The organism is Pseudomonas sp. P8_241 (genome assembly GCF_034008315.1).
Classification (GTDB): domain Bacteria; phylum Pseudomonadota; class Gammaproteobacteria; order Pseudomonadales; family Pseudomonadaceae; genus Aquipseudomonas.
The window spans coordinates 3,203,272-3,217,911 of sequence record NZ_CP125377.1; the positions used below are offsets into that span (position 1 = coordinate 3,203,272).

Annotated in this window: 10 protein-coding genes; 4 read left to right on the forward strand and 6 right to left on the reverse strand. The window is 60.1% G+C overall.

The features are described 5' to 3' along the window. Window positions 1-2: 2 nt before the first annotated feature. From QMK58_RS14735 to QMK58_RS14745, 3 genes are all read right to left on the reverse strand, one after another. Window positions 3-1,673 carry a response regulator gene (locus QMK58_RS14735; RefSeq protein ID WP_053160086.1) on the reverse strand — a complete coding sequence of 557 codons (1,671 nt, stop codon included), beginning with the start codon at window positions 1,671-1,673 and terminating at the stop codon, window positions 3-5. Next, on the reverse strand, window positions 1,670-3,172 hold the full coding sequence (locus QMK58_RS14740) for an ATPase domain-containing protein (protein ID WP_320394888.1): 1,503 nt from the start codon (window positions 3,170-3,172) through the stop codon (window positions 1,670-1,672). The genes QMK58_RS14735 and QMK58_RS14740 overlap by 4 nt, the downstream gene beginning before the upstream one ends. 104 nt (window positions 3,173-3,276) lie before the next feature. Beyond that, window positions 3,277-4,332 (reverse strand): tetratricopeptide repeat protein, encoded by a 1,056-nt coding sequence (locus tag QMK58_RS14745; RefSeq protein ID WP_053160090.1) that lies wholly within the window; start codon window positions 4,330-4,332, stop codon window positions 3,277-3,279. 213 nt (window positions 4,333-4,545) lie between these two features. On the opposite strand from QMK58_RS14745, the gene QMK58_RS14750 reads away from it, so the two are divergent. The 3 genes from QMK58_RS14750 to QMK58_RS14760 are packed head-to-tail and all read left to right on the forward strand — an operon-like array spanning window position 4,546 to window position 7,826. Beyond that, window positions 4,546-6,681 (forward strand): FUSC family protein, encoded by a 2,136-nt coding sequence (locus QMK58_RS14750; RefSeq protein ID WP_053160092.1) that lies wholly within the window; start codon window positions 4,546-4,548, stop codon window positions 6,679-6,681. Beyond that, entirely contained in the window at window positions 6,671-6,871 is a 201-nt protein-coding gene (locus tag QMK58_RS14755; RefSeq protein ID WP_053160094.1) for a DUF1656 domain-containing protein, read from the forward strand. The genes QMK58_RS14750 and QMK58_RS14755 overlap by 11 nt, the downstream gene beginning before the upstream one ends. Before the next feature lie 4 nt (window positions 6,872-6,875). Further along, entirely contained in the window at window positions 6,876-7,826 is a 951-nt protein-coding gene (locus tag QMK58_RS14760) for an HlyD family secretion protein (protein WP_053160096.1), read from the forward strand. Between the two features lie 202 nt (window positions 7,827-8,028). Here QMK58_RS14760 and QMK58_RS14765 read toward each other — a convergent pair whose 3' ends face one another. Genes QMK58_RS14765 through mexE form a run of 3 tightly spaced genes read right to left on the reverse strand, consistent with a single transcriptional unit; the run spans window position 8,029 to window position 13,892 of the window. Continuing rightward, window positions 8,029-9,450, reverse strand: a complete 1,422-nt coding sequence (locus QMK58_RS14765; protein ID WP_053160098.1) for an efflux transporter outer membrane subunit — start codon at window positions 9,448-9,450, stop codon at window positions 8,029-8,031. Then, window positions 9,447-12,626 (reverse strand): efflux RND transporter permease subunit, encoded by a 3,180-nt coding sequence (locus QMK58_RS14770; protein WP_320394889.1) that lies wholly within the window; start codon window positions 12,624-12,626, stop codon window positions 9,447-9,449. The genes QMK58_RS14765 and QMK58_RS14770 overlap by 4 nt, the downstream gene beginning before the upstream one ends. A gap of 12 nt (window positions 12,627-12,638) precedes the next feature. Then, a complete protein-coding gene (mexE, locus tag QMK58_RS14775; protein ID WP_053160103.1) occupies window positions 12,639-13,892 on the reverse strand; it encodes a multidrug efflux RND transporter periplasmic adaptor subunit MexE in 1,254 nt (417 codons plus the stop codon). A gap of 281 nt (window positions 13,893-14,173) precedes the next feature. Here mexE and QMK58_RS14780 point away from each other — a divergent pair, with 281 nt between their 5' ends. Further along, on the forward strand, window positions 14,174-14,461 hold the full coding sequence (locus QMK58_RS14780; RefSeq protein WP_320394890.1) for a hypothetical protein: 288 nt from the start codon (window positions 14,174-14,176) through the stop codon (window positions 14,459-14,461). Window positions 14,462-14,640 lie beyond the last annotated feature (179 nt).

The following is a 14,640-nucleotide window of genomic DNA, read 5'->3' on the forward strand; positions in this document are numbered from 1 at the left end:
CATCAAACTCTGATCATCTCCCTCACCTTCGCCGTCAATAAATCGAAGGTAAAGGGCTTGGTGATCATCTGCATGCCCGGATCGAGGAACCCACCGCGTACCGCCGCATGTTCGGCATAGCCGGTGATGAACAACACCCGCAGGTCAGGCCGCAGCTGGCGGCCAATCTCCGCCAGTTGCCGGCCATTCATGCCCGGCAGGCCGACGTCGCTGATCAGCAGATCGATGCGCTGGGTCGAATCCAGGATCGGCACCGCGCTGTCGGCATCGCTGGCCTCTACAAAGGCGTAACCCAGGTCACTCAACACACTTCCCACCAGCACGCGCACCGCCGGATCGTCCTCGACGATCAACACGGTTTCGCCATTTTGCGCGTAGGGGGCGTGCTGGATATTGATCGGGTTATCCTGGGGCAGGTCGCCTCCAAAGCGCGGCAGATACAGATTCACCGTAGTGCCTTCTCCAACCGCGCTCTGAATGGCGACGTGACCACCCGATTGTTTGCTGAAGCCGTAGATCATCGATAACCCGAGGCCGGTGCCCTGGCCAATTGGCTTGGTGGTGAAGAAGGGGTCGAAGGCACGGTTGATGATGCTTTGCGGCATGCCGCATCCCGTGTCGGTGACGCTGAGCACGACGTAATCCCCCGGTTCGAGATTGCTGTGCGCTTCGGTGAACTGACTGTCCAGTTGCTGGTTCCAGGTCTTGACCAGCAGATTTCCACCATTGGGCATGGCATCACGGGCGTTGATCACCAGGTTGAGCAGGGCGCTTTCCAGTTGATTGGGATCGGCTTCGGCAACCCACAGCTGATCGTTGAGCTGCATGTCCAGACGAATGCTCTCGTTGATACTGCGTTGCAGCAGTTCGTCCATGGCGATCACCAGGGTGTTCATCTCTACCGGTTTGGAGTCGAGCGACTGGCGACGAGAAAACGCCAACAGGCGATGGGTCAAGCCGGCTGCGCGGTTGGCTGAAGTCACGCCCAGATCGATGAGGCTGTCCAGGTCTTCAGTGCGTCCACGGGCCAGGCGGCGACGCAGCAGTTCCAGGCTGCCGATGATGCCGGTCAGCATGTTGTTGAAGTCGTGGGCGATGCCGCCGGTCAATTGTCCGACCGCTTCCATTTTCTGCGACTGGCGCAATACTTCTTCGTTATGCCGCAATTGAGCCGTGCGCTCTTCCACCTGCTGCTCAAGGGTTTCAAGCGTGTTTTGCAAGCGCAGCTCGCTTTGGCTCAGGTCGATCAGCCGGTCCCTGGCTTCGTACTGTCGTCGTCGTCCGCGCAGGGCGGTAGTGATCAGGCTGATCAGGGTGACCGGATGAAAAGGGCGTTCGAGAAAGGTGACGTTGCCCAATTGCGGGCCAAAACGGGACGCAGGGTTGTTCTCCGGACCGCCGTGGTGGGTCATCAGTACGATTGGCAGATCCGACCAGGCCGGTTGTTGTTCGATCAGTCGCACCAGTGGTTCGACATCACGGCCCAGCAAGGCTTCGGACGAGATCAGCAGCAGACCGGCACCGTATTCCAGTTCGGCGCACAGGCCGAGCAGGTCGCCACTGATTACCCCGTCGAAACCCGCTTCCTTGAGCATCATCAAGGCTATCTGGCTGTCACGACCCAGCGGCGCGAGAATGATGGCGCGCTCGGACGTTGCTTGCACAGCCGTCACCGGGTTTCATCCTCGAGCAATGGATTGCTCGCGCCCAGATACGTGGGCACACCACGCAAGACGCCCTGGAAGGCTTCCAGTGGTTCACCGACGGTCATGCCTTGCGCGCTGATGCGGTATTCGCGAATAGTCGATTCATGGCTGCCGGTGCGTTTCTTGATGATCGAAATCGCCCGGCGAACCTTGCCCAACGCCTCAAAGTAACGCAGCAGGATGACCGTGTCGGCCAGGTAGGTGATATCCACCGGAGCTTGCATATCGCCAACCAGTCCGTGCTGGGCAACGGTCATGAACGTCGCCGCGCCTTGACGGTTGAGGTACAGCAACAGCTCATGCATGTGCAGCACCAGGGCATTTTCCTCCGGCATCGCGGCTTGATATCCATTGATGCTGTCGATCACCACGGTCTTGATTTTGCCTTCGTCCACGCAACGTCGGACCCGATGGGAAAATTCGCCGGGTGACAGCTCCGCAGCGTCCACTTGTTCGATCAGCAGGTTACCGGTGTCTTGCAATGCCTTGAGGTCGATGCCGATGTTTTTCATGCGCTCGAACAGCAGCCCCAGCTCTTCATCGAAGATAAACAAAGCGGCTTTTTCGCCTCGTGCGACGGCTGCGGCGGCGAAGACCATCGAGATCAAGGATTTGCCGGTGCCCGCCGGGCCGAGGATCAGTGTGCTGGAGCCGGTTTCGATGCCGCCGCCGAGCAGGGCGTCCATCTCGCGGATGCCGCTGGTCAACTGTTGGCGGATGTAAGTCCCGCGGTGCTCGGCCGCGACCAGGCGCGGGAACACATGCACGCCGTCGCTCATGATAGTGAAATCATGATAACCGCCCCGGTATTTCTGGCCCCGGTACTTCACCACGCGGATCCGGCGCCGTTCCGCGCCGTAATTGGGCGTCAGTTCTTCCAGGCGAATGACCCCGTGGGCGACGCTGTGTACGGTCTTGTCCAGGGATTCGGCGGTCAGGTCATCGAGCAGCAACACCGTGGCGTCGTAGCGCACGAAATAGTGCTTGATCGCCAGAATCTGCCGGCGATAGCGCAGTGAGCTCTGGGCCAGCAGGCGAATTTCGGAAAGGCTGTCGAGGACCACGCGCGTCGGCTTGACCCGTTCGACCACTTCGAAGATCTGGCGGGTGGCTTCTCCCAGTTCCAGGTCGGAGGAGTAAAGCAGCGTCTGTTGCTGCTCGGCGTTGAGCAGGCTTTCCGGGGGCGTCAGTTCGAAGATGTGGACATTTTCGTCCAGCTCCCAGCCATGGGAGCGGGCGCCCTGGCGCAACTCGCGCTCGGTTTCGGACAGTGTGATGTACAAACACCGCTCGCCGGCTCGCGCACCGGCCATCAGGAACTGCAGCGCGACGGTGGTCTTGCCGGTACCCGGCTCACCCTCCAGCAAAAACACATGACTGCGCGACAGGCCCCCATCAAGGATATCGTCAAGGCCTTCGATACCGGTGGCCGCTTTTACACGAGTCAACTCGTTGAATGTAGACAAGTACTGCCCTCTCATGACCAGGGGAAACGAGGCAGCCAAACTGAGTGGCTGCCTGTTCTCTTGACCGTTGGCCGAGACGACGGTTCAACGAAATTTACGCAGTATCAAAGCCCTTGCTGAAGGGCCGGATCATCGGGATTGAGCTGTTCGAGTTGCGCCAGGAGTATCTGCACGTTTTGCAGTTGGCCGCTTTCCTTCCAGTAGTTGATCAGCAGAACCCGCGCCTTGCGGTCGTTAGGGTGGCGCTGAACGATTTCCTGCAACTGCTTTTGTGCAGCTTCCAGCTCCTGTTCGCCATGCAGCGTGGTGGCCAGGTCGTAGCGGTAATCCTTGTTGTCCGGCTCCAGCTCAACGGCTTTGGACAGGCCGAGGAGGGCGAATTCGCTTTGGCCGTGATGCAGCAACCAAAGCCCCAGCGCATGTTGCAGATAGGCCGAGTTAGGTTGGGCTCGCAGTTGCTTGGCCAACAGCTGTCGGGCGGCATCGTTCTGCCCTTGCCGGTCCAGCACATCGATCTGCATGACCAGTGCGGGCAAATTGGCCGGATCCAGACGCAGTGTGTTGTCCAGGGCCTGCTGTGCTTCCTTCAACTCGGCGTTGTGCAGGTGCAGTCGGGCCAGTTGATATTGGTTTTCGGCACTGTTCGGCGCGTTCTTGAGTACTTGCTCCCACGCGTCGATAGCCTGCTCCAAGGGTCCGAAATACAAACCCAGGTCATCGGGTGACAAGCCCAACAATGCATTGATCGCTGCCAGGCGCACGCTTTGCTCGCTGTCGTCGAGCAACGGCCCGAGCAGCAGACTGCGTTGGCCGTTGGGCACCAGGCCACTGATGCTTTTGATCGCTGCGATGCGCACCTCGGGCGCCTCGTGCTGCAAGTCGGCATCCGCCAGCTTCAAGGCGACCGAGCTTGGGTAGTTGGGCAGTTCGGCATGCAGCCACACGCGACGCTTGGGCTTGAGGTCCGGGCGAGCGAGTTGCTGGTAGAGCACGCGTGCAGCGCCAGGTTGACCGGCTTTGGCTTTGGCCAACGCTTCGCTGTAGCCGTGCTTGATCACGTCGGGAATGACCGGGGCAGTGCTGCGCAGGGAGAGCCACGCAAGGCCGATGACAAACAGGACACCGAGGCTGATGAGCAGATAGCGGCGGGACTTGGGCATGCAGAATCCGGGAGCTGGAAAGCTTTTGCAAAGACGCCAGCTTCGGTCAGGCCGGGCTGTGAGTCAAACCCTTGCGTTGGCAAAAACGTCTGATCGCCGCGCACGGCCCTCCAGATGATAAGGAATCGCTCTGCCAGTGATGTCCACGGTGAAACCTGTCGAGGCATCAAGGCAGTGACTACGCTTGCTGGAGATCACTTGACGAGCATGCCCATGCAAGCGTTGTTGCAGTATTTCAAAATGATGATCAAACCCGGGCGCGGGGTGTTGCTGTTCGCCCTGCGAACCGTCGTCGCCGGGCTGCTGACGCTGTACCTGGCCTTTGTGTTTGACCTTGAACAACCCAAATGGTCGATCATGGCCGTGGTCATCATCAGTCAGCCTTTGGGTGGGATGGTGCTGGCGCGCAGTTTTGGCCAGGTGGTCGGTACAACCTTGGGGGCGGTCGTGGCGGTGGTGATCATGGCCATTTTTCCCCAGGCACCGTTACCGTTCATTACCACGCTGGCCTTGTGGCTGGCGCTGTGCACCGCCGGCGGCACGTTGCTGCGCTACACCAGCTCCCAGGCGTTTGTGCTCAGTGGCTACACCGCGGTGGTCGTGGCGTTACTGGCTGTGCCGGATCAGGACGGCATTTTTTTGCTGGCCGTGACCCGGGTCACCGAGACGTTGCTGGCCGTTGCTTGCGTTTGCGTGGTCAGCTTGCTCACGGCCAGACCAGAATCCGTTGCCCGGGACTACTTTACAAAAATCGATCAAATCACCCGGTTGCTGGCAACCCATGCAAGCGCGGTGATCCGCACCGAAGAAAGTGAAGAGGATTTTCAACGTCGGCAGATGCAGTTGCTGGGCCAGATCAGTGCGCTGGAGGGCGTGCGCCGGCATCTGTATTTCGATGCGCCGCGCTTGCGCAGCGCCAATGGCCTGGTGCAGTTGCTCGCCAATCAGTTGGTTTTGTTGACCGCGCGACTGACCGCATTGCGCCACCAGCGGCTGCTGTTGACCGAGCGCTGGGAGGGCGAGTTGCCTGAGGAAATTGAGCAGCTGCGTACCGAAGAACTGGCCTTTCTCGATGAACTGGCACAGCAGGGGCGCTCGCTGTCAGCCGCAAAGCGCCACCGTTTCACGACCCTGCAACAGCGGTTCGATGAACTGGCCTACCGAGCCGAACAACTCACCGAATCGATGCCGGCGACCTTGCGCTCGCTGGCCTGGTCATTGCGCTGGGAGCAGGCGCGGATGTTGCAGCAGCTTGAACAGATTCTCGAGTTGAGCGATGCAATCCAGAGCGGACGCGCCGCCAGCAGCATGTTTCGCGGGCAGGAAAATCCGCTGCACCTGGATTTCACCCTGGCGACCATGAACGCTGTTCGTGCGTTCTGCGCCTTGCTGGTGGCCGGTCTGATCTGGATCGAAACCGGCTGGGACGGTGCACGGGGCGGGATGGTGCTGGTGGGGATTCTTTGCTCGCTCATGGCCACATTTCCACGACCGTTGCTGGCCGTCCAGAGCTACGCCCGAGGATACGGACTGGCGCTGCTGGTCTCGGCGCTCCTTCAGTTCATGCTTGTGCCGATGATCAGCAACTTCGAGCTATTGGCCTTGCTGTTGGTGCCCTTGCTTTACGCGGTCGCGGTCGGGCTTTCCAGTCCGTCCACCACGGGTACTGGCATCGGGTTGGGATTGACGACATTTCTGCTGTTCGGCCCACAGAACGTCGGACTTGGCCAAAACACCGCCCTTCAGTGGTTCGAATTTGCCGGGGCCTATACCTGTGCCACGGTATTGGCACTGAGTGTTTACTCGTTGATCTTCCCGTTCAGGCCTGATCTGCGACTGCGCCGTCTGCACCAGGAGAACGGCGAACAGGTGTACGCCTTGCTCAAGACCTCGGCCACCGATAAACAGCAATTTGCATTCGAAAGCCGAATGGTCGATCGCCTGACCATGATGCTGGGGCTTCTGCCAGCGACCCAGGACCCGCAGTCACGGGAACTGTTCCAGGTCAGCCTGGGTAGCATGGCACTGGGCATTGCCTTGAATCAGCTCAGGCAGCAGGGACAGAACAACGATTTGCTCAGCCCCGACGTTCAAGGCCGCCTGTTTGCGACGGTCAGGCAAACGGGCAGGCTGGTTGCCGGACGACCGGGTGTAGAGGCGAACCAGGTGCTGGAAAACCTGCGTAACCTGGGCGATGAACTGGATGGATTGCACTCGAGTGTGCATGAGCATCTATGGTCAGTGTTTCGCATGCGCGTGGCGCTGTTGATCGTGGTGTCGTTTGTGGAGCGCTATCGCCGCTATTTTGAACCAGCACCTGCCCAAGGAGAGCGAGCACTTGCCCATTGATCTGGAAATAGGAGGCGTTTATTTACCACCGATAGCCCAGGCGCTTCTTCTGGCGCTGCCGATTTTCCTGCTGCTGGACTGGGGATTGCGCCGCCTCGGTGTGCTGCAATTTGTCTGGCATGAAGCGCTGTTCGAAGGTGCGTTGTACGTAAGTGTCTGTGCAACCTTGATTCTGTTGATGGGAGCTTGAGCCATTGAAGACGATTCTTTCTCGACTCACGACCGTAGCAGTGGTGGTGCTGGCGTTTGTACTGGGCTGGTTTGCCTGGGAGCATTACACCCGCGCACCCTGGACCCGTGATGCGCGAGTGCGAGCAGATGTGGTGACCCTGTCAGCAGACGTCTCGGGGCGGATTGTCAGCCTTGCCGTGCAGGACAACCAGCACGTGGACAAGGGCCAGTTGCTGCTGGAAATCGATCCGGCGCGCTACAACCTTGCCGTAGAACATGCCAGGCGCGGGGTGGAAGTGGCGAAAGCATCGCTCGGGCAGGCCCAGGCCTCGATTACGGCCAGTGACGCGCTGCTCAAGCAACGCCAGAGCGAGGAGCAGCGCCGGCGCACGCTCAAGGATCGCTCGGCGATTTCCGGGGAAGAATGGGAGAAAGCCAACACGGATGTGTCAGTCGCCCAGGCGGACTTGCTGCGCAATCAGGCCAATCTGGTGCTGGCACAGGCCAATGTGCAGTTGGCCATCGCCGCATTGACCCAGTCCGAACTCGATTTGCAGCGTACTCGGGTGATTTCTCCGGTCACGGGCTTTGTCACCAACCTGTTGACCCGAGAGGGTGACTATGCCTCTGCCGGTGGACCGTTGCTAGCGCTGGTCGACAGCGACTCGTTTTATGTCAGCGGCTATTTTGAAGAAACCAAGCTGCCACGCATCGGGCAGGGCGACCGGGTCAAAATCGAGTTGATGAGCGGCGAAACCTTCGGCGGCACTGTGCAAAGCATCGCCTTTGCCATTGCCGATCGGGAGAACCTGCCGGGTGGGCGCCTGCTGGCGAACATCAATCCCAGCTATACGTGGGTGAAACTGGCGCAGCGAGTGCCGGTGCGGATTGAGATCGATGCCGACTACGCGGGTAAAGACAAACTGAGGGCGGGAACTACGGCCACGGTGACTGTCCAGGAAAACCGTCGCTAACCCCTGTAAGAGCGAGCCTGCTCGCGAAAATGTCGATGACGACGAGGTGAATCAGGTTTGCCGCGTCATCGTTGACGTCCATCGCGACCAGGCTCGCTCCTACAGGGGATTGTGCCATTCAAAAAAAACCCCGCGACCGAATAAGGCGCGGGGCAAAGAAGTTGGTGGGTTGCGGCCAACCAACGGAGCACTTTAAAAGCTGTTACTTGCTGGCCACCGTCTCCGGTTGCCAGCCGCCGCCGAGGGCCTTGTAGATCGCGACGATGCCGCGATACAGATCGACTTCGGCCTGGGCTTGCGTGTCTTCGGCCGCCAGGCGTTCACGCTGGGCGTCGAGCAACACCAGGAAGTCGGCAGTGCCTTCGCGGTAGCGAATTTCAGCCAGATCGGCAGCGGACCGGCTGGACTCGCTCTGACGAATCAACGAAATGAGGCGTTGTTGGCGTTTGTTGTAGTCGCTGAAAGCGTTTTCCGATTCTTCCAGGGCCAGCAACACGTGTTGCTCGTAGGTCGCCAAAGCGCCTTCGGCATCGGCATCGGCACCGCGCAATCGGGCGCGCACACTGCCCAGGTCAAACGCCGCCCAGGTGATGCTCGGGCCAAGCGCCCAGGCGTTGGCCGCCGAGGAGCCGATCTGCGAACCGCGTCCGGCGGTGAACCCAAGGAACCCGCTGAGGCTCACCCGAGGGAACAGATCCGCCTTGGCCACGCCGATCCGCGCCGTCGCCGAAGCCAGTTGGCGTTCGGCGCTGAGAATGTCCGGACGACGTTGCAGCAGTTCACCCGGGTCGCCAATCGGCAGGGCCTTGGCAATCGCCGGCAGGTCTTTGGGGCTCAGGTCCACGGTCAGCTTGTCCGGACGTTCACCCAGCAGGGTGGCAATACGGTTTTTCTGGCGAACCTGTTCGGCCTGCAGTTGCGGCACACTGGCCTCAACCGACGCCAGTCGCGCATCGGCGCGCTCGACATCGAGCTGATCGCCCACGCCGGCATCGCGCAGGCTGATGGTGATCTTGCGTGAGGCCTGCTGGTTCTGCAGGTTGGCCAGGGCGATTTTTTCCCGCAGTTGTGCGCCCCGCAGTTGACCGTAAGCGTCCACCAGCTCGGCAATCATCGTGACTTGCAGCTGGTACAGATCGGCCTCGAAGGCTTGCTGTTCGGCGTTGGCCGATTCCAGGTTGCGCTGGATACGGCCGAACAGATCGATTTCCCAGGCCATGTCCAGACCCAGGTCGTAGCGTTCGCTATTGACCCGGTCGGTGGTCTGACCCGGAATCTGTCCCTTGCCCAAGTCACTGCTGACCCGGCTGGTAATGGTCGGCATGGCGTCGTTGCTGACGTCGTCACGGATCGCCCGTGCCGCTTTCCAGCGAGCAAAGGCGATGCGCAAATCACGGTTGCCTTTGAGCGACTCGAGCACCAACTGGTTGAGGGTCGGGTCTTCGAACTGCTGCCACCAGATGCCTTCAAAGCGCGAGCGGTCGAAGTTTTTCTGGCCAGCGGCGCCGTCGGTGGCCGTGGTGATATTGGCCGGCTCGGTGGCTGGGGTCTTGTAGTCCGGTCCGACGGCACAGGCGCTCAGCGCCAGTACCAACAGGCTCGGCAGAAAGGCTTTCAGACTCATTGTTGCGACTCCAGCTTCAGGGCGCGGGCGGCCTTGCGCGCTTGTCCGCGCTCGACGAAGTTACGGATCAGTACATAGAACACCGGCGTCAGCAACAGACCGAAGAAAGTCACCCCGAGCATCCCGGAGAACACCGCCACACCCATGGCATGACGCATTTCGGCACCGGCACCGCTGGAGAAAACCAGTGGCACAACACCCATGATGAACGCGAAGGAGGTCATCAGGATCGGCCGCAGACGCAGACGGCAGGCTTCCAGTACCGCAGCCAGCGGGTTCATGCCTTCCAGCTGTTTATCCTTGGCAAACTCGACGATCAAAATCGCGTTCTTACAGGCAAGCCCCACCAGTACGATCAAACCGATCTGGGTAAAGATGTTGTTGTCGCCACCGGAAGCAATCACCCCGGTAATGGCCGACAGCAGCGTCATCGGTACGATCAGGATCACCGCCAGCGGCAGGCTCCAGCTTTCGTATTGAGCCGCCAGTACCAGGAACGCCAGCAGCACACAAAGCGGGAACACGAACAGCGCGGTGTTGCCGGACAGGATCTGCTGGTAGGTCAGGTCGGTCCATTCGTAGGTCATGCCGTTGGGCAGTTCTTCCTTGAGCAGTTTCTCGATGGCTTTTTCGGCCTGGCCGGAGCTGTAGCCGGGGGCGGCCGCGCCGTTGATTTCAGCGGTGATGAAGCCGTTGTAGTGCATCACGCGGTCGGGGCCTGAGGTGTCGCTGACCTTGATGAAGGTTGCCAGCGGGATCATCTCGCCTTTGTTGTTACGCACTTTCAGCTGGCCGATCTGGTCGGATTCGAGGCGGAACTGCTGCTCGGCCTGAACGTTGACCTGATAGGTGCGACCGAAGCGGTTGAAGTCGTTGGCATACAGCGAACCCAGGTAGATCTGCAGGGTGTCGAAGATGTCGCTGACGGCCACGCCGTGGGTCTTGGCTTTCTCGCGGTCGATCGCTGCATCGACTTGAGGCACGTTGACCGTATAGCTGGTAAACAACCCGGCCAGTTCCGGCACGTTATGGCTCTTGTTGATGATGTTCATGGTTTCTTTGTACAGCTCTTCGTAGCCCAGGTTGCCCCGGTCTTCGATTTGCAGGCGGAAACCACCGATGGTGCCCAGGCCTTGTACCGGCGGCGGCGGGAATATCGCCATGTAGGCTTCCTGGATGTCCGCGAATTGGCCGTTCAAGGCACCGGCAATGGCCCCTGCGGACATGCTCGGGTCTTTACGTTCGTCGAACGGTTTGAGCGTCACGAACACAATGCCGGCGTTCGGGCTGTTGGTGAAACCGTTGATCGACAGACCAGGAAAGGCCACCGCGCTTTCCACGCCAGGCTGCTTCAGCGCCAGGTCAGACATGCGCTTGATCACGTCTTCGGTACGGTCCAGGCTCGAAGCGTCCGGCAATTGCGCGAAGGCCACCAGGTATTGCTTGTCCTGGCCGGGGACGAAACCGGTCGGGGTGCTGGAGAAACCGAAGAAGGTCAGGACCATCAGGCCGGCATACAGCAGCAGGGCGATGCCGCTGGAGCGGATCACGCGGGCGACGGTGCCGACATAACCATGGCTGGCCTTTTCAAAGAAGCGGTTGAACGGACGGAACAACCAGCCACCGAACATCTTGTCCAGCACTTTGGAGAAACGGTCTTTCGGTGCGTCATGGCCCTTGAGCAGCACCGCGGCCAAGGCTGGCGACAAGGTCAGAGAGTTGAAGGCCGAAATCACGGTGGAGATGGCGATGGTGAGGGCGAACTGTTTGTAGAACTGCCCGGTCAACCCGGAGATGAACGCCGCCGGAACAAACACCGCACACAGCACCAGAGCTGTCGCAATGATGGGACCTGTCACTTCACGCATGGCGCGCTTGGTGGCTTCAACCGGGGTCAAGCCGAGTTCGATGTTTCGTTCGACGTTCTCCACCACCACGATGGCGTCGTCCACCACGATACCGATCGCCAGTACCAGGCCGAACAGCGACAAGGCGTTGAGCGAAAAGCCAAACAGATGCATCACGGCAAAGGTACCGATCAGGGAAACCGGTACGGCCACCAGTGGAATGATCGAGGCACGCCAGGTCTGCAGGAACAGGATCACCACGAGCACCACGAGGATCAGTGCTTCGAAGAGGGTGTGAACCACCGCCTCGATGGAGCCGCGCACGAAGATCGTCGGGTCATAGACGATGCTGAAGTCCATGCCTTCCGGGAAGTTCTTTTTAAGCTCGGCCATTTTTGCCCGAACTTCGTTGGAGATCTCGATGGCGTTGGAGCCAGGACGCTGGAAGATCGGGATTGCCACGGCGGGTTGGTTGTTCAGCAAGGAACGCAAGGCGTACTGGCTGGAACCCAGCTCAACGCGAGCGATGTCTTTGAGGCGAGTGATTTCACCGTTGTCGCCTGCGCGAATGATGATGTTCTCGAACTCTTCCTCGTTGACCAGACGGCCTTGGGTGTTGACCGACAGCTGGAAACTTTGCGCATTCGGGGCAGGGGGCGCACCTAGTGCGCCGGCCGCCACCTGACGGTTTTGTTCACGAATCGCGGTGACCACATCGGTGGCGGTCAAATTGCGCGACGCGGTCTTGTTCGGGTCGAGCCACACACGCAGCGAGTAATCGCCCATGCCGAACAGCTGTACGTCACCGACGCCACCCAGCCGCGCCAGCTCATCCTTGATGTTCAGGATCGCGTAATTGGACAGGTACAGCATGTCGTAGCGTTTGTCCGGCGAGGTCAGGTGCACCACCATCGTCAGGTCGGGCGAGGCCTTGTCCACGGTGATACCGATGCGCGTCACTTCCTCGGGAAGCTTCGGCTCGGTGCGGGTCACGCGGTTCTGCACCTGTACCTGAGCGTTGTCCAGGTCAGTGCCCAACGCGAAGGTGATGGTCAGGGTGATCTTGCCGTCAGCGGTGGATTGCGAGGACATGTACAGCATGTTCTCGACGCCGGTGATGGCTTGCTCCAGTGGCGCGGCCACGGTTTCACCGATGACTTTAGGGTTGGCCCCCGGGAAGTTGGCGCGCACTACAACGGTCGGCGGCACCACTTCCGGGTATTCGCTGATCGGCAGCTGGAACAGCGAGATCGCACCGGCGATCAGGATCAGCAGCGACAGTACCGCTGCGAAGATCGGCCGCGAAATAAAGAATTGGGAAAAATTCATCGTAAAAATCCCTTAATCGCGTGGGGTCGTGGCAGCCAGTTTCACAACCGTACCCGGCGTGACCCTGGCAGGCGCGACTTGGGGAAGATTGCTGGCTTCCAGCGCTTGGCGTTGTTGTGCGAGGGCCGCGAGGGTTTGTTCGCTGGCCATCGGAATCACTTCAGGGGTGACCGGTGAACCCGGGCGTACCCGTTGCAGACCCTTGACGATAATGGTGTCGTCCTTGTTCAGACCGTTACGTACGATGCGCAAGCCTTCGATCTTCGGACCCAGCTCTACTGCGCGGTAAGCGGTGTTGTTGTCGCTGTCCATCACCAGCACGAACTTCTTGCCCAGATCGGTGCCGACCGCTTCGTCGTTGATCAGCATGGCGCTATAGGTGCCGCTGCCCACCAGTTTCAAGCGTGCGTACAGGCCCGGGGTGTAGCTGCCATCACTGTTGTCGAACACGGCGCGCCCACGGATGGTGCCGGTCTTCGGGTTGACCTGGTTGTCGACGAAGTTCATGACGCCCTGGTGCGGGTTGCCATCTTCGTTGGACAGCCCCATGTAAACCGGGGTGGTGGCGCCGCGTTTGCCCTGGCGAGCGAGTTGTGTGTACTTGAGGAACACACGCTCGTCAGCATCGAAGTAGGCGTAGACCTTGTCGGTGGAGACGACGCTGGTCAGTGGCGTGGTGTCGGCGGTCACCAGGTTGCCGGCGGTGATTTCGGCGCGGCTGACCCGGCCGCTGATCGGTGCGGTGACGCGGGTGAAACTCAGGTTTAGCTTGGCCAGATCCAGCTGCGCTTGCAGGGCGCCTACAGCGGCGCGTGCTTCTTGTGCAGCGCTGGTACGCGAATCAGCCAGCTCCGCGGAGATGGCATTGCTGGTGCGCAGGCGCTCACCGCGCTGGGCTTCGTTTTCACTGCGGGTGGCGTTGGCGCGGGATTGGGCGACCAGTGCTTCGAGGCGGCGGACCTCAGCCTGGAACGGGCGAGGATCGATCTGGAACAGCAGGTCACCTTTCTTGACCAGTGCGCCTTCAGTGAACGCCACTTCATCGATCTGGCCGGAGACCCGTGGGCGAATCTCAACGGTTTCCGGTGCTTCGAGGCGTCCGGTGAATTCATCCCACTCGTTGACCGGTTGCTCCAGCACCCTGGCCACACTGACCTTGGCGGCCGGCATTGTGGCGGCAGTTTCCGGCGCCTTGCCGCAAGCGCTCATCACCAGTACGGCCAACAAGGCCAACGGGAAGCGCAAATGTTTGAGTGACTGTTCCATGGATGCATCCGCCAATGTGTTGAGATTGGCGAATGATGCGCGGAGGGTTGGTATGTCACGAATCGAATGGGGCGAAGGTAACTATCATTCGGAATGATATAAGACGTGATCAAGCCGCCTAGCCTGCGCCTTTTGCTGAAAAACCATCAAGCAGGCTGATGACAATTGCACCCTGCAATCACAAACGCAGCCAAATCAGCCAGGGCGACAGCGGCACACTGACCTCATAGCAACTGCTAGCCATCTCGCGCAATGGCTGCGTCCTGGTGACGGGAGGGCGCTTGCAGAACCGCGTCGGGCAAACGATCTCGGCCAGCACCTTCTGGCAAATCTGGGCCAACACCTGGATTGGCGAGAACCGTGGCGGGCTGCTCGGCTCCGGGCGTCTGGCCAATCTCTATGGCTGTGCATTCGGTGGTAACTGCGCCAGCGCGGCGGGGCTGGCGACGACCGCGGGTGACAATCACTTCCTTTACCTGCAGCAGCCTACAACCTGTTTGGTGCAGTGGATGCGCGGCCGGACTGGACGCGCGAGCGCCCGGACACCTGGCTGTATGAGCACAACATGAATGGCTGCTCGGACTTCTAGGACGTTGGCGCGCCCAACGCGTTGTCTGCCTTGGGCGTGCAGGGGTTTGGATCGGCAAGCTGGTCGGCTAGTGACAGTTTTGCGACTGACGATAACCAGAAGGCATCTTTGCGCAGTCCTTGACTCAGAAATGATATGAGCGCGCCTGCGCCCATATCG